The sequence below is a fragment of the Tsukamurella sputi genome (assembly GCF_007858445.1).
GTDB classification, from domain to species: Bacteria; Actinomycetota; Actinomycetes; order Mycobacteriales; family Mycobacteriaceae; genus Tsukamurella; species Tsukamurella sputi.
Map to the genome: position 1 here is coordinate 365,847 of NZ_VIGV01000004.1, position 14,472 is coordinate 380,318.

The 14,472-nt window shown below is 69.6% G+C and carries 15 protein-coding genes; 6 read left to right on the forward strand and 9 right to left on the reverse strand.

The genetic code is table 11. The features are described 5' to 3' along the window. Positions 1–27: 27 nt before the first annotated feature. From FK268_RS14670 to FK268_RS14685, 4 genes are read right to left on the reverse strand one after another with little or no spacing between them, the layout of a single operon-like run. Positions 28–1,632, reverse strand: coding sequence for a peptide chain release factor 3 (locus FK268_RS14670; RefSeq protein WP_231707088.1), 1,605 nt, complete (start codon positions 1,630–1,632; stop codon positions 28–30). A gap of 43 nt (positions 1,633–1,675) precedes the next feature. After that, positions 1,676–2,218, reverse strand: a complete 543-nt coding sequence (locus tag FK268_RS14675; protein ID WP_146435314.1) for a GNAT family N-acetyltransferase — start codon at positions 2,216–2,218, stop codon at positions 1,676–1,678. Further along, positions 2,215–2,793, reverse strand: coding sequence for an aminoacyl-tRNA hydrolase (gene pth, locus FK268_RS14680; RefSeq protein WP_146435316.1), 579 nt, complete (start codon positions 2,791–2,793; stop codon positions 2,215–2,217). Before pth ends, FK268_RS14675 begins: the two co-directional genes overlap by 4 nt. A gap of 4 nt (positions 2,794–2,797) precedes the next feature. Then, positions 2,798–3,394, reverse strand: coding sequence for a 50S ribosomal protein L25/general stress protein Ctc (locus FK268_RS14685; protein ID WP_146435317.1), 597 nt, complete (start codon positions 3,392–3,394; stop codon positions 2,798–2,800). A gap of 200 nt (positions 3,395–3,594) precedes the next feature. Between FK268_RS14685 and FK268_RS14690 the strand changes: the two genes are divergently transcribed. The 4 genes from FK268_RS14690 (at position 3,595) to FK268_RS14705 (ending at position 7,160) form a co-directional block, all read left to right on the forward strand. Continuing rightward, the gene (locus tag FK268_RS14690; protein WP_158636122.1) at positions 3,595–4,077 is read left to right on the forward strand and encodes a limonene-1,2-epoxide hydrolase family protein; all 483 of its coding nucleotides are present in this window, start codon (positions 3,595–3,597) and stop codon (positions 4,075–4,077) included. Positions 4,078–4,114: 37 nt separating this feature from the next. After that, positions 4,115–4,933, forward strand: coding sequence for an LLM class F420-dependent oxidoreductase (locus FK268_RS14695; RefSeq protein WP_146435321.1), 819 nt, complete (start codon positions 4,115–4,117; stop codon positions 4,931–4,933). Between the two features lie 62 nt (positions 4,934–4,995). Beyond that, complete coding sequence (locus FK268_RS14700) at positions 4,996–5,829, forward strand: dienelactone hydrolase family protein (protein ID WP_231707089.1); 834 nt, start codon at positions 4,996–4,998, stop codon at positions 5,827–5,829. Between the two features lie 128 nt (positions 5,830–5,957). Continuing rightward, positions 5,958–7,160, forward strand: coding sequence for a GGDEF domain-containing protein (locus FK268_RS14705; protein WP_146435325.1), 1,203 nt, complete (start codon positions 5,958–5,960; stop codon positions 7,158–7,160). Here FK268_RS14705 and FK268_RS24250 read toward each other — a convergent pair. The 4 genes from FK268_RS24250 to FK268_RS14720 all read right to left on the reverse strand — a co-directional run bounded on the left by FK268_RS24250 (position 7,157) and on the right by FK268_RS14720 (position 11,814). After that, positions 7,157–7,318, reverse strand: a complete 162-nt coding sequence (locus FK268_RS24250; protein ID WP_158636123.1) for a hypothetical protein — start codon at positions 7,316–7,318, stop codon at positions 7,157–7,159. The genes FK268_RS14705 and FK268_RS24250 overlap by 4 nt on opposite strands. Before the next feature lie 97 nt (positions 7,319–7,415). Then, on the reverse strand, positions 7,416–9,953 hold the full coding sequence (locus FK268_RS14710) for an ATP-dependent Clp protease ATP-binding subunit (protein ID WP_146435327.1): 2,538 nt from the start codon (positions 9,951–9,953) through the stop codon (positions 7,416–7,418). Between the two features lie 46 nt (positions 9,954–9,999). Then, a complete protein-coding gene (locus FK268_RS14715; RefSeq protein WP_146435329.1) occupies positions 10,000–10,794 on the reverse strand; it encodes a family 1 encapsulin nanocompartment shell protein in 795 nt (264 codons plus the stop codon). 3 nt (positions 10,795–10,797) lie between these two features. After that, on the reverse strand, positions 10,798–11,814 hold the full coding sequence (locus FK268_RS14720; RefSeq protein ID WP_438695995.1) for a Dyp-type peroxidase: 1,017 nt from the start codon (positions 11,812–11,814) through the stop codon (positions 10,798–10,800). A gap of 156 nt (positions 11,815–11,970) precedes the next feature. On the opposite strand from FK268_RS14720, the gene FK268_RS14725 reads away from it, so the two are divergent. Together FK268_RS14725 and FK268_RS14730 are read left to right on the forward strand one after the other, a co-directional pair. Then, a complete protein-coding gene (locus FK268_RS14725; RefSeq protein ID WP_146435331.1) occupies positions 11,971–12,162 on the forward strand; it encodes a hypothetical protein in 192 nt (63 codons plus the stop codon). Positions 12,163–12,186: 24 nt separating this feature from the next. Continuing rightward, positions 12,187–13,215, forward strand: coding sequence for an FUSC family protein (locus tag FK268_RS14730; protein ID WP_146435870.1), 1,029 nt, complete (start codon positions 12,187–12,189; stop codon positions 13,213–13,215). 33 nt (positions 13,216–13,248) lie between these two features. Here FK268_RS14730 and FK268_RS14735 read toward each other — a convergent pair whose 3' ends face one another. Continuing rightward, a complete protein-coding gene (locus FK268_RS14735) occupies positions 13,249–14,427 on the reverse strand; it encodes an NAD-dependent formate dehydrogenase (protein ID WP_146435332.1) in 1,179 nt (392 codons plus the stop codon). Between the last annotated feature and the right edge of the window lie 45 nt (positions 14,428–14,472).

Below are 14,472 nucleotides of genomic sequence, written 5' to 3' on the forward strand. Positions count from 1 at the left end.
AGTCGTTCCGACCGCGCGCGACGACGGTCAGTCCGCCGCAGCCACCAGCGGTTCGAGCGTGAGCGACGGGTGCTCCTTCTCGATGTATTGCAGCCGCCACTTGTCCGAGAACAGGGCCAGCAGCGCGCCGTCGTTGCGCTCGAAGACCTCCACACCGCGCTGCCGGTTCAGCTCGTCCGCACTCGCGGAGTCCGTCCGGCGCGCGACGGAGTAGCCGAGGTGCTCGACCTGCACGTCGACGTTGAACTCCGTCTTCATCCGGGCGACCACCACCTCGAACTGCATCGGGCCCACCGCGGCCATCACGGGGGAGGCGTCGCCACGGACGTCGTTGCGCAGCAACTGGACCACGCCCTCGGTGCCGAGTTGCTCGATCCCCTTGCGGAACTGCTTGTACTTGCCGGCGGAATCGGCGCGGACCACGGCGAAATGCTCCGGCGCGAACGACGGGATCGGCGGGAACTGGACCTTGGCGCCGTCGTACAGCGTGTCGCCGGGCGAGAGGGCATTGGCATTGACGAGGCCCACCACGTCGCCGGGGTAGGCCGTCTCGACGGTCTCGCGGTCGCGGCCGACCACCGTCATCGCGTACTTCGTCGCGAAGGGCTTGCCGGTCTGCGCGTGCTGCACGACCATGCCGCGCTCGAACTCGCCGGAGACGATGCGCATGAAAGCCAGGCGGTCCCGGTGCGCGGAGTCCATGCCGGCCTGCACCTTGAAGACCACGGCACTGAACGGGTCTGTCACCTCGCGCTCGGAATCGTCGATCGCGGTCCTCGAGTGCGGTGCGGGTGCCAGCTCGACCAGTGCCTCCAGTAGTTGCCGCACACCGAAATTGAGGATCGCGGAGGTGAAGATCACCGGCGAGGTCTGGCCGGCCAGGAACATCTCCTGGTCGTGACTCTGCCCCATCTCGGTCATGAGCTCGGTCTCCTCGACCGCCTCGGCCCAGACGTCGCCCTCGCGGTCGAGCGCGGCATCGGTCGAAAGGTGCTCCTCCGGAGCGATCTTCGCGCCGCCGGCCGTGCGGGTGAAGTGCACGTACTCGTCCTTGCGCACATCGCGCAGGCCGCGGAAGTCGCCCGCGATCCCGACGGGCCAGAACAGGGGAGTGGGGGTCAGGCCGATCCGCTCGGAGATCTCGTCGAGCAGTTCCAGCGGCGTGCGGCCGGGACGGTCCCACTTGTTGATCACGGTGATCACGGGGATGCCGCGGTGTCGGCACACCTGGAAGAGCTTGAGCGTCTGCGGCTCCAGGCCCTTCGCGGCGTCGATGAGCATCACAGCCGCGTCGACGGCCGTCAGTACGCGGTAGGTGTCCTCGGAGAAGTCGGCGTGGCCGGGAGTGTCGACGAGGTTGATCACCGACGGTTCCTCGTCGGGAGAAGCCTCGGAGGACGTGTAGTTGAACTGCAGCGCCGTCGAGCTCACCGAGATGCCGCGGGCCTTCTCCATCTCCATCCAGTCGGAGACGGTGGACTTGCGGCCCGCCTTGCCGTGGATCGCGCCGGCCTCGTTGATCACCCGGGCGTGCAGCGCCAGAGCCTCCGTCATCGTCGACTTACCCGCGTCGGGGTGGCTGATGATGGCGAAGGTGCGGCGGCGGGAGACCTCGTCGGCAATGGAACTCACGAGGAACCAGTGTACCCGTATCCGCAGGTAGACCGTGTCGCGGTCAGGCGGGACGGGAAAGCGCGTAGACCACGTGGTCCGGCGGGTCGACGGGGTTGTCGGGCGGGATGTCGACATGGCCCACGAGGGTGAAACCGGCGCGCTCCAGGGCGCGCCACGATCGGCGGTTGCCCGCCGCGACGGCCACGACGACGCGCTCGCCGTCCAGGTCGGAGAAGATCGTCGCGCACATCGCCGCGATCATGGCCGTGCCGAGCCCGCGGCCGGTCGAGGCGGGGGAGCCGATCAAGTAGTCGACGCCCCAGTCGGCGGGACCGAGCGAGACCACCGAATCGACCGCCGTGGTCTCGGGCTCGTCCGAGTAGTCGACCCACCGTTGCCGCTGGATCAGCCCGAACGGGACCCCGTTGCCGTCGAGCCCGAGCCAGTCCTGGGAGGGCTCGAGGCGGTCGACGGACGGCCCGAAGTCACGCTCGATCGCCTCGGGGAAGGTCTCGTGGTTCCACCATCGTCGATTGTGCGGCTCCGCGAGCCACGACGCGAGCAGACCGAAGTCCGCCCGCGTGACCCGTCGGAAGGTGATCACCAGGCGTGGACGGTGTTCTGCGCGGCTTCGAGGCCGTCGCGGATCAGGAGCTCGACGGCGTCCGCGGCGTTCTCCACCAGCAACGGGACCTCGCTCTTCTCCGCCTTGGCGAAGGGCTTGAGCACGTAGTCCGCGGGGTCCTGGCGGCCCGGCGGACGCCCGATCCCGGCGCGCACGCGCAGGTAGTCGCGTGTGCCCAGATGCGAGGTCAGGGACTTGAGCCCGTTGTGCCCACCCTCGCCGCCGCCGCGCTTGAGCCGGACCAGGCCGAAGTCGATGTCCAGCTCGTCGTGTACGGCGATGACGTCGGTGGGCTCCACGGAGTAGAACCGCGCCAGCGCGCCCACGGGCTCGCCGGAGAGGTTCATGAAGGACTGCGGCTTCGCCAGGTAGACCTGGCGGCCGACGAGCCGCGCGCCCGCGACCTCCGCCCCCGACTTCTTGTGTCGGGAGAAGGAGGTGCGGGCGCGCGATGCGAGCTCGTCGACCACGTCGAAGCCGATGTTGTGCCGGGTGCCGGCGTACTTCTCGCCGGGGTTACCCAGCCCCACGACGATGAGTGGCCGGTCGGTCATCGAATTACTCAGCAGCCTCGTCGGCGGCCTCGGCCTCGTCCTCGTCGGTCTTCGCGGCGGCGATCTCCGTGATGTTGATGACCAGCGCCTCGGCGTCGGTGACCAGGGCGGCACCCGCGGGCACCTCGAGCTGGCCCGCGGTGATCTGGGTGCCGGCCTCGAGGTTGTGCACGTTGAAGACGATGTTCTCGGGGATGTTCAGCGCGTCGGCCTCGATCTCGACCTCGTTGAGGTCCTGCGCGACCTGGGTACCGCCGGCGGGCTCGCCCTCGACGATGACGGGCACGGAGACGATGACCTTCTCGCCCTTCTTGATGACGAGCAGGTCGGTGTGCTCGATGTAGTTGCGCAGGGGGTGCACGACGACCTGCTTGGTCAGCGCGAGCTGCTCCTTGCCGTCGATGTCCAGGTTCAGCACGGCGTTGGTGCCGTCCTTACGGAGGATGGCCGCGAAGTCGCGGGCGACCACGGTGAAGTGCTGCGGCTCGGTGCCGTGGCCGTAGAGGACCACGGGGACGAGGCCGTCGCGGCGGGCGCGGCGGGCGGCGCCCTTGCCGAACTCGGTGCGGACGGTGGCGACGAGCTTGTTGGTGTCGGACATGATGTTCCTTCAAGTGCGGTGTATCGGCCTCGACGATGCCGAGGCGGTCCGCACTGCGCCTCGCGGATCCGCGGGAGAAGTGCCGTTCGCGTCGATCACGGCGGCCGGAGCCGCCCTCGCCGAGAAGGTCGCCGGGAAGTCTACCGAACGCCCCGCTCAGGAGTGAAATCGAAGCTTCGCCGTTACGTCATGTCCAGTTCGTGCGGCGTCCACGCCCCATGGGCACCATCGACACCGTGAACAACGCCCCGCTGTGGTCTCCGCAGGACGTCGCGGAGCGCTTCGTCGATGCCCTGGGCAGCGGCGACTACGAGATCGCCGAGCACCTGCTGGCGAAGAACGTCGTGTACCGGCGGACCGGAGGCCGGCCTCTGCGCGGGCGCGCCGCGATCGTCCGTCACTTCCGCTGGCACGCGCGGACGCGCGTGGCGATGCAGGCCGTGCTCCTGGCCTCGGAGCAGACCGGCCGAGCCATCGCCGTCACCGAGCGCGTGACCGCGCTGGTCTACGGACCGCTCCGGCTCCAGTTCCAGGTCCGGGGCGTCTTCGAGGTCGACGGTGGCCGGATCGTGGCCTGGCGCGATGACGTCGACACGGCGGTGGTGGCGCGCGCCGCGGCCCGAGCGGTCGCGGGCGTCTTCTACGCGCCGGCTCGGCCCACCCTTCCGCGCGCCGTGATCTGAGGGGAAGGATCGCGCCGCGCGCGGTGTTGCACCGGCCATGACGACTCTGGGCAGGTTGGGAATCTGGCGCGGCGCCACGCAGGTCGACGGTGCCTTCGCGGCACGAGGAGAGGAACTCGGCTACGGCACGCTGTGGCTGGGCGGTTCGCCCGGCGGTGACCTGGCTGTGGCCGATCCGCTGCTCGACGCCACGGAGCATCTCGTGGTCGCCACCGGGATCCTCAATATCTGGCAGGACGATGCGCGTTCCGCGGCAGCGGCCTTCCATCGACTCGAGGCGAAGTTCCCCGGCCGGTTCGTGCTCGGTATCGGCGCCGGCCACCGTGAAGCCACCGCCGACTACCGCACCCCGTACCAGGCTCTCGTCGACTACCTGGACGTGCTCGCCGCGGAGGGCGTGCCGAAGGAGCAGACGGTGCTCGCGGCACTCGGGCCGAAGGTTCTGCGCCTGGCGGCCGATCGGACGGCGGGAGCGCATCCGTACCTGACCTCGCCCGAGCACACGCGAAGTGCGCGCGAGATCCTCGGCGACGGGGTGCTGCTCGCGCCCGAGCAGAAGGTGGTCCTCGACGAGGACGAGGCCCGCGGGCGCGAGGTGGGCCGTGCCACCGTCGACTTCTACCTCCGGCTGCGGAACTACGTCGCCAACCTGCGGCGGCTCGGTTTCGACGATGCCGACCTCGAGCGGCCCGGCAGTGATCGTCTGGTGGACGTCCTGGCCGTGCACGGCGACGGCGACGCGATCGCGGCGGGCGTGCGAGCACACCTCGACGCGGGCGCCGATCACGTCGCGGTGCAGGCGCTCGGCGACGATCCGTGGCCCGCCCTGGAGGCCGTGGCGACGCGCCTGCGCTGACCGCCGCGCTCCCTGTCCCCGGTCGAGCGGCGCCCGAGCGGACGGTGAGGCACGATGGTGGCGTGGATCTCAAAGCCGTAGCCGCTGCCAACCTCGCCGACTTCTCCCAGGAGTCCTTCACGGACGCCGGTGTCACGCACGACGTCTACCGCAAGGGCTCCGGCCCCGCGGTGATCGTCATCGCCGAGATCCCCGGCATCACCCCGAAGGTGCTGGATTTCGCCCGGAAGGTCGTCGATGCCGGCTTCACCGCGGTGCTGCCGCACCTGTTCGGCACCCCGGGGCTCGACGCCGCCAACCCCAAGGCGATCGGCTACGCCGGAACGGCGAAGAGCATGGCGAAGCTCGCCGGCTCGCTGTGCGTGAGTCGCGAGTTCACGATTCTCGCCACGGGCAAGTCGTCGCCGGTGGTCACATGGCTGCGCGCCCTCGCGCGGCAGGAGCACGAGCGTTGCGGCGGCAAGGGCGTCGGCGCCGTGGGGATGTGCTTCACCGGCGGCTTCGCGCTCGGCATGGCCGTCGACGACGTGATGCTGGCACCCGTCCTCAGCCAGCCCTCGCTGCCCTTCCGCCCCATCCCCGGCACCGGCCGCACCATCGACATCTCCCCGCAGGACCTCGACACCGTCAAGGTGCGGTGCGCCAAGCAGGGCCTCAAGGTCATGGGCCTGCGCTTCAAGGGCGACTTCATGGTGCCGGGCGAGCGCTTCGACTTCCTCCGCGAGCAGCTGGGCGACGGTTTCATCGCCGTCGAGATCGACGACGCCGACGCCAACCCCGGCGCCCTGACCCCGCCGCACTCCGTGCTCACCGAGCACCTCATCGACGAGCCCGGTCAGCCCACTCGCCAGGCCCTCGACGACGTGATCCAGCTCTTCCGCGACACCCTGGTCTAGCGAGACGCGGCCTGCGGTGCGGGCCTTCGGGGCGGATATGCGCTGATCAAGCGGACCTTCACATAACGGTCAAGGCTAGTTTTACGTTCCATTACCAAGCATTTACCTTTGCTACCCTCGGCGTCACTATGGAGATCCCAGGGGACAGTGCCGGCCGCGCCGACGATGAGCTGGGCCTGGCGTTCAACCGCCTCCGGCGCCACGCCGTCGTCAGTGATTTCGTCTGGCGATACTCCGTGGCGGGATTCACGCTCTGCGTCGGGCTCTTCGGGGGCGTGATGATCTTCACGCCCGAAGGCGCAGGTGGTTCGACGGCTCGGGCCGTCGCGCTCGGCGCTCTGTGCTTGTCCGGCGTGCCGGCGGCCTTCGCCGTCAGTCGCCTCCCGATCACCTCGTTGTGGTGGAATCCGTGCCCGCGACGGAAGATGATCAGCACGCTCTTCGTCCTGTACGCGGACATCGTGGTCACGAGCATTCTGATGCTCTACAACAGCCCGGCGGCCGGATTGGCGGGCACGGTGCTGTTCGCCACCGTCGGTGCCTACGCGGCGCACTTCCTGACCACGCGCACGCTCGCGCTGCATCTCGCCCTGTCGAGCATCGTCATCATCTGCCTGGGAGTCCGCGTGGTGCAGGTGTACGCCGCAACGCCGCTCGCGGTGAGTGCGCAGGTCGCGGTCAGCATCCTCGGCATCGGCGGTGTCGTCGTCCTCAACTACCTGTACACCTGGCAGATCAAGCAGCTGATCCGCGCCAGCCTCACGGCATCGTCGACGGACGCGATGACCGGGCTGCTCAATCGAACCGGCTTCCGCGACGCGGTCGACGAGGTGATGCGATCGAGCAGGGGACGCATATCCGTCTGCATCATCGACGTCGACCGGTTCAAACTCGTCAACGACGTGTACGGGCACCTGGCCGGAGACGCCGCCTTGAGGGCGGTGGCGACCGCGCTGCGGCGCTCCGCCTCACCGGATTCGCTGGTCGCCAGAATCGGGGGCGACGAGTTCGCGATCACGTCCTCACTGTCCGGTCACGAACTCGAGCAGACTCTCGCCGACGCCCAACGGAGACTCCCCACGCTGGCCAACGGGGAGCGGGTGTCGATCAGTGCCGGGATCGCCTCGGCGGAGATGTCGAGCGCCGGGCCCTTACACACCTTCGATCACCGCGGACGGTTCTTCTCCGCGCTCGTCGTGCTCGCGGACGAGGCGTTGCGGAGCAGCAAGGAGGGAGGGGGAGAACGAGTCACCGTCCATCGCCCCGAGCCGACGTCCGATCCGTTGCGGACCGGACGTCGGGCGGTGCCACCGGACGCGGCTCGGGACTAGGCGAGGCCCTCCTCCTCGGCGATGACTGCGTCGCCGTCGTCATCGAGATCCGCGCCCACGGACTCCCGGGCGTCGAGCTCGGCCTGCTTCGCCTCCGCCGCCGCCTCGGCCGGCGTCTCCGCCAGTGCCGAGAGGTCGGGATCGTTCGGTGTGCTCATTCCAGTCGCTCCTTCTCCTCGCGCTCGAGGCGGTCGCGCTCCTCCTGCTTGCGCTTCTCCTCGTGCTCGATCTCTTCTTCCCGAGCGTTCTTGTTGCTCATGCCTTCTCCTTCTCCGGTTCCTTCGGGTCGTCCGCGGGCAGGGAGCCCTCGGACACGGAGCCGTCGGCGCGCTTCTCGACGACCGACAGGACGAGTCCCTCGTCGTCGGCGTCCACCCGTACGGTGTCGCCCTCGCGGACATCGCCACGCAGCAGCATCGACGAGAGCCGGTTATCGAGCTCCTTCTGCACGGTGCGGCGCAGGGGGCGGGCGCCGAACTGGGGCTGGAAGCCCTCGTCGGCCAGCCAGTCCTCGGCCTTCGCCGTGACGTCGAGCTCCACGTCCTGAGCGCGGAGCAGCCGCCGTGTGCCGTCGAGGATCAACTCGACGATGTTCCGCAGCTGCGCCTTGTCCAGGCGGTGGAAGATCACCGTGTCGTCGATCCGGTTGAGGAACTCGGGGCGGAAGTGCGCGTGCAGCCGGTCCTTGACCTTCGGGATCACGGACTCGAAGTCGTCGTCCGGCGCGTCGAGGATCAGGTCGGCGCCGATGTTCGACGTCAGGATCACGATGGTGTTCTTGAAATCGACGGTGCGGCCCTGGGCATCGGTCACCCGGCCGTCGTCCAGCAACTGCAGCAGCACGTTGAAGACGTCCGGGTGAGCCTTCTCGACCTCGTCGAACAGGATCACCGAGTAGGGCTGGCGCCGCACCTTGTCGGTGAGCTGGCCGGCCTCCTCGTATCCCACGTAGCCCGGAGGCGCGCCCACGAGCCGCGAGACGGTGTGCTTCTCCTGGAACTCGCTCATATCGAACCGGATCAGCCGGTCCTCGTCGCCGAAGACGGTGGCGGCCAGGGCCTTCGCGAGCTCCGTCTTACCGACGCCCGTCGGGCCGAGGAACAGGAAGGAGCCGATCGGCCGGCTCGGATCCTTGAGCCCGGCGCGCGCACGGCGCACGGCTTCGGCGACGGCGAGGACCGCTTCGTCCTGCCCGATCACACGGTCGTGCAGGTCGTCCTCGAGGCGCAGGAGCTTCTCCCGCTCCTCGGAGGTCAAGTCCGCGACGGGGATTCCGGTGCGGCGCGAAACCACCTCGGCGATGTCGACGACGGTGACCTCGGGCTCGGCCTCGCCGCCACCCGCGGCTGCGAGCCGCTCCTCGGCGTCGGCGATCTTCTCCTTGAGCTCGTCGGCGGCCTTGTAATCCTCACCCTCGACGGCGCTGTCCTTCTCGCGGCGCAGTGCCGCCAGTTCGTCCTCGATCGAACGGGTGTCCGCGTCGGAGGTCTTGGTGCGCAGCCGGACCCGAGCGCCGGCCTGGTCGACGAGGTCGATCGCCTTGTCCGGCATGAACCGATCCGTGATGTACCGGTCCGAGAGTTCCGCAGCGGCTACCAGGGCGGCGTCCTCGTAGCGCACCTGGTGGTGCTCCTCGTAGACGTCGATGAGGCCGCGCAGGATCTCGATCGTGTCGTCCACCGACGGCTCGCTGACCATCACCGGCTGGAAACGGCGCTCGAGAGCCGCGTCCTTCTCGATGTACTTGCGGTACTCGTCGATCGTGGTGGCGCCGATGGCGTGCAGTTCGCCGCGCGCCAGTGCGGGCTTGAGCATGTTGCCGGCGTCCATGGATCCCTCGCCGCCACCGCCCGCGCCGATGATCGTGTGCAACTCGTCGATGAAGACCACCAGCTCGTCCGAGTGCTCGCGCACCTCGTCGAGCACCTTGGTCAGGCGTTCCTCGAACTCGCCGCGGTACTTGCTGCCCGCGACCATGGAGCTCACGTCCAGTGCCACGACGCGGCGACCGGCGAGTGTCTTCGGCACGTCGTCGTTGACGATCCGCTGCGCCAGGCCCTCGACGATCGCGGTCTTGCCGACGCCGGGGTCACCGATGAGGACGGGGTTGTTCTTGCGGCGGCGGGAGAGGATCTCGATGGTCTGCTCGATCTCCTCGGCACGGCCCACGACCGGGTCGACCTTCCCGGCGCGCGCCTCGGCGGTGAGGTCACGGCCGTACTCGTCGAGCGTCGGCGTCGAGCTCTCCTGCTGCGGGGCCTGGCCCGCTGCGCCCGCCTTGCCGGCCTTCCCCGCCTTGCCCGGGGTCTGGCCGGCGGCGATGCCGCCACCGGAGAGCGCCTGCGCGGCAACCGTGTCGGGATTGTCGGCGATGCCGAGCAGGATGTGCTCGGGGCCGACGTAGGACTGGCCGTTCTGCGCGGCGTGCTGCTGGGCCACCCGCAGGGCGCGCCGCGAGGCGGGACTGAGCGAGGGCGCGCCGTCCATCGCGGCCGGGTTCGAGCTCGCCTGCGCGGCGGCCCGCATCGCGGCGGCCACCGTGTCCGGATCCAGTTTGAGCCGGGCTATCACGTCGCGGGTGGGCTCGTTCATCGCCGCGGCGTACAGCAGGTGCTCGGGGGTGATCTCCGGGTTGTCCCAGTCGGACGCGGCCACCTGCGCCTCGGCGAGCAGGCTCTTCGCCTGTTCGTTGAGGAGGCGGTTGAGGTCCACCCGGGCGGTCGCGGGTCGGCCCACCGAGTTTCCGAAGAACCGCTGGAAGATGTCGTCGAAGACGCCGTCGAGTTCACTCATGGGATTGCCTTTCTCCGGTTCTCGGAAGGTGGCCGCGGGTGCGGCCTCAGGACAGCGGGACGGATGCCTCCGCGGTGTAGGAGAGGAACGTGAAGGTCTCCTGCAGGTACAGCTGCACGGTGTCGGGGTCGTGGCTGAGGTAGCCGATCTCGACGTCGGTGCCCAGGCGCAGCTCGTAATCGCCGCCGCGGGTGGTGAGCACGAAGCCGCCGTCGATGGCCGGTGCCCAGATGATCTCGCCGTCCACCAGGCGCTTGAGCTGTTCGCGGATCGGGTAGCCGTGGTCGGTGGTCTCGCTGATCGAGGTGTACACCTCGGCGGAGAGCAGGACGGAGTACGGGCCGTCGACGCCCGCCAGGCGCAGGTCCTCGAGCGCGCTGGCCACGGCGTCCGGCACATCGACCGGATCGGTCGGGAGGGCGATCGCCTTGTTCGACGACGAGGCGCGCAGCCCCTCGATCGAGGCGGCGGCGTAGCCCTCGAAGACGGCCCGGTCCTCCGCGTAGGCGAGCTGCTTGGCCGCCTCCTTCACCGGATCCCAATCGGCGTCCTGCGCGCCGCGCTCCACGGAGTCGATCGCGTCCCGCGAGACGGTGAAGGGAACCCGCAGGCGCACGAGCGGACGGCTCTCGCGCAGCCGCGCCTGCACGCCCGCCGCGGGCCCGTCGACGGGGAGCAGGCGGCCGGTGCCGACCGCGGCGGCTTCGGGGCCGTCGGGGCCGGAGACGTCGACCACGCGGCGGCCGGCGATGTTCCGCTTGAAGGTGCGGGAGGCCTCGGTCTCGATCTCCTTCCAGGCCTCGGGGGTGACCGGCGCGAGGTGACGGTGCAGGTTGTTCATGGCTTACCCTTCTTTGAGGCCGCCGATGCCGAGCGAGCCGTCGGCGGGGGCGGAGGGGGTCGTTCCGGTCGTTTCCGCCGGCGCGGCGGTCGGGAGATCGGGCGGTGCGTCGAGCCAGTCGCCCGTCGGGGTGAAGAACAGGCAGCCCGTGTGCGCCGTGGAGAAGTCGAGGATCCGGTCGGTGTTGCCCGCCGGATCGCCGAGGAACATGTTGCGCAGCATCTGCTCCGTGACGCCGGGGTCGCGGGAGTAGCCGATGAAGTAGGTACCGAACTCGCTCGTGCCGAGTTCGCCGAAGGGCATGTTCTGCCGCAGGATCTGCAGCTGCTCACCGTTCTCGTCTTCGATGACATTGAGCGCGATGTGCGAATTCGGGGGCTTCACATCGTCGTCCATCTCGATGTCCTCGAGTTTGGTACGACCGATCACGCGCTCCTGCTCCTCCACGGAGAGCGCGCGCCAGGCGGACATGTCGTGCAGGTACTTCTGCACGTGCACGTAACTGCCGCCGGCGAAATCGGGATCCTCGTCGCCCACCGCGGTGGCGGTCACCGCGGCGGCGCCCTCGGGGTTCTCGGTGCCGTCGACGAAACCGAGCAGGTCGCGGTTGTCGAAGAAGCGGAAGCCGTGCACCTCGTCGACAACGGTGACCGCGTCCCCGAGTGAGTCGAGGATCCGCCAGGACAGTTCGAAACACATGTCGAGGGTGCTCGCCTTGACGTGGAACAGCACGTCGCCCGGGGTCGACGGTGCGCTGTGCCGCGGACCGTCGAGCGCGACGAACGGGTGCAGACCCCGCGGCTTGGGGCCGGAGAACAACCGGTCCCAGGCATCGGAGCCGAAGGAGGTCGTCAGCGACAGATGCTTCTCGGGGTAGCGGAAGCCGACTGATCGGGTGAGACCGGAGAGGTTGTCGAGAGCGTCGTGGACGTCGCTCTCCCGGCCCTGTTCGATCGTCACCACGACGAACATCGCGGCGTGGGTCAACGGCGAGATCACAACTTGATTCGGGACCACGATTTTCACCCTAACTCAGGTCTGGACGGTGTGACGGAGTAAGAACGATCGGTGCATCGGGACTCGAAATGCCGCGCGTGCGATGATGGTCCGAGCACAGGACGTCGATACCGGTTCGACGGTAATGGGCGTTGTTCACGGGACCGGAGGGAGTCGACCATGACGTGGATCGCAGTGGTGGTACTGGCACTGGCAGCGCTGGCGGGCGTGGCCGCCGCGTGCGTGATCTCGACGCCGCGCCGCCCCGCCTCGGACGCCACCTACACGACCAACGCACTCCTGGCGGCCGGTGCCGTCAGCGGCGCCGCCGTCTGCGCCGTCCTCGGCGCAGTGCTCGCCGCGTACGCATAATCCCGCGTGGGCCGTCCGGAGCGGATGCGCGTCCCCGATCGGTACCGACCCGACCTGCGCGACAGCGGGCACGCGCTCAGAGTCGCGATCGCACTCCTCGTTCCCGGCCTGGCGCTGATCGCGTGGGGTCGTCCGGAGCTGCTGGTGTACGCCGAGTTCGGCGCCTTCGCGGGCATGTACGGGCGCGGCGAGTCGGGTCGGCCGCGGATCGTGCACCAGGTGCAGGCCGGTGGCCTGTTGATCGCGGGTGAGGCCCTCGGCATCACGCTCGCGCACCATCAGGCGCCGCCCTGGGTGCTCGTCGCCGTCGGCGTCGTCTTCGCCACCGTTTGCTCCGTCCTGTCCGATGCGGTGCGGCTGCGCCCCGCCGGGCCGTTCTTCTTCCTGTTCGCGATGGGCGCCACCGCCACGCTGCCCGCGGGGCTCGCTCCGCCCTGGCAGGCGCTCGCGATCTGCGCCGCGACGGTGGTCTTCGCGATCGTGGTCGGCGCGATCGGCAGGCCCGACCCGTTCCGGGGCAGGCCCTGGTGGGACGGCATCGCGATGGTCCTGCGCCGCCCCGCGCCGGGCGTCGGGATCCACGCACTGCGCTACGCCCTCGCCGTCGGCCTCGCGGGCGGCGCCGGCGTGCTGATCGGCGTCGATCACGCGAACTGGGCGATGGCTGCCGCCGCCGTCCCGCTCGCGGTGATCGACGCGGGCCGGCCCTCCGACGCGGAGGCGGGCCTGGTGATCACCCGCGCGACCCACCGCACCATCGGGACCTTCGTCGGGCTCGCGGTGGCCGCTGCGCTGTTGGCGCTCGACCCCGGGCCCACGGCGCTGGCGCTCGTGGCGATCGCGCTGCTGTTCCCGACCGAGCTGTACATGGCGCGGCACTACGCCGTCGCGATCGGCTTCTTCACCCCGCTGATCATGCTGATGACGGAGTTGGCCGCGCCGACCGATCCGATGCGGTTGCTGCTCTACCGCGGCGTCGACACGGTGATCGGCGTGGTCGTGGGCGTGGCCGTCGCGCTCCTGGTGCGGAGCCCGGCCGAGCGGCGCGGCTGAGCCGACGCCGGGCCGGGACCGCACCGTCGGCGATCAGGCCTGCGCGCCCGGGCTGGCGGAACCGTCGGCCGTGTAGGAGCTGGCGCCCACGCCCGCCAGCGCCCCGCCGTCCACGATGAGGTACTCGTCGCGGATCGGGGAGCCCGCGAAGAAGTCCTCGAGGATCTCGCGGGTACCCGCGGCGTACCGGGCCTGCGCGGAGAGCGTGGTGCCGGAGACGTGCGGGGTCATCGCGTGGTGCGGCATGGTGCGCCACGGGTGGTCGACGGCCGGCGGCTGCGGGAACCACACGTCGCCGGCGTAGCCCGCGAGCCGCCCCGACTCGAGCGCGGCGACGACGTCGTCGCGGACCACGATCTCGGCGCGCGCGGTGTTGACGATGTAGCTGCCGCGGCGCATCGTGGCCAGCAGCTCGGCGTCGAACATGTGATAGGTCTTCGGGTGCAGCGGCGCGTGGATGTCGACCACGTCCACCGAGCGCACCAGCGACTCGACCGAGTCGTGGTAGGTCAGATTCAGCTCCTGTTCGAGCTCCAGCGGCAGGCGGCGGGTGTCGAAGTAGTGCAGCCGCACGCCGAAGGGCGCGAGGCGGCGCATCACGGCCTGGCCGATGCGGCCCGCGGCGATGATGCCGACATCCATACCCTCGAGATCGTAGGCGCGCTCGACGCAGTCGGCGATGTTCCACCCGCCCTCGATGACCCACTTGTAGGAGGGCACGAAGTTGCGGACCAGCGTGAGGATCTGCATCACGGCGTGCTCGGCGACGCTGATCGAGTTGCTGTAGGTGACCTCGGCGACGGTGATCCCGGCCTTGATGGCGGCGTCCAGATCGACGTGGTCCGAGCCGATGCCGGCGGTGAGCGCGAGCTTGAGGTTGGGGGCCTTCGCGATCCGCTCGGCGGAGAGGTACGCGGGCCAGAAGGGCTGCGAGATGACCACCTCGGCCTCGGCCAGGTGCCGCTCGAACTCGGGGCCGTCCTTCTCGGACGTGACGACGAGCTCGTGGCCGGCGGCTTCCAGGTACTTCCGCAGCCCCAGCTCACCGGACACGCAACCGAGCAGCTCGCCGGGCGTGAAGTCGATGGCTGCGGGGGAGGGGATGCTCTGGCCGCCGGGGTAGGCCTCGATCAGCGGGATGGAGTCGCGGGCGTACTCGGGCGGGTAGCCCGTCACCGGGTCGGGGTACAGGACACACAGGATCTTCGCCATGATCACTCCTTGAATGGGCGAGGGGGAGAATGGATTTCGTCCCTC

Excerpts from the sequence above, each read along its gene's own strand:
- FK268_RS14685 (WP_146435317.1), bottom strand. The coding sequence starts at position 3,394 with ATGTCCGACACCAACAAGCTCGTCGCCACCGTCCGCACCGAGTTCGGC.
- FK268_RS24250 (WP_158636123.1), bottom strand. The coding sequence starts at position 7,318 with ATGAGCACACCGAACGATCCCGACCTCTCGGCACTGGCGGAGACGCCG.
- FK268_RS14725 (WP_146435331.1), top strand. The coding sequence starts at position 11,971 with ATGACGTGGATCGCAGTGGTGGTACTGGCACTGGCAGCGCTGGCGGGC.
- FK268_RS14705 (WP_146435325.1), top strand. The coding sequence starts at position 5,958 with ATGGAGATCCCAGGGGACAGTGCCGGCCGCGCCGACGATGAGCTGGGC.
- FK268_RS14735 (WP_146435332.1), bottom strand. The coding sequence starts at position 14,427 with ATGGCGAAGATCCTGTGTGTCCTGTACCCCGACCCGGTGACGGGCTAC.
- FK268_RS14730 (WP_146435870.1), top strand. The coding sequence starts at position 12,187 with ATGCGCGTCCCCGATCGGTACCGACCCGACCTGCGCGACAGCGGGCAC.
- FK268_RS14715 (WP_146435329.1), bottom strand. The coding sequence starts at position 10,794 with ATGAACAACCTGCACCGTCACCTCGCGCCGGTCACCCCCGAGGCCTGG.
- FK268_RS14710 (WP_146435327.1), bottom strand. The coding sequence starts at position 9,953 with ATGAGTGAACTCGACGGCGTCTTCGACGACATCTTCCAGCGGTTCTTC.
- pth (WP_146435316.1), bottom strand. The coding sequence starts at position 2,793 with ATGACCGACCGGCCACTCATCGTCGTGGGGCTGGGTAACCCCGGCGAG.
- FK268_RS14695 (WP_146435321.1), top strand. The coding sequence starts at position 4,115 with ATGACGACTCTGGGCAGGTTGGGAATCTGGCGCGGCGCCACGCAGGTC.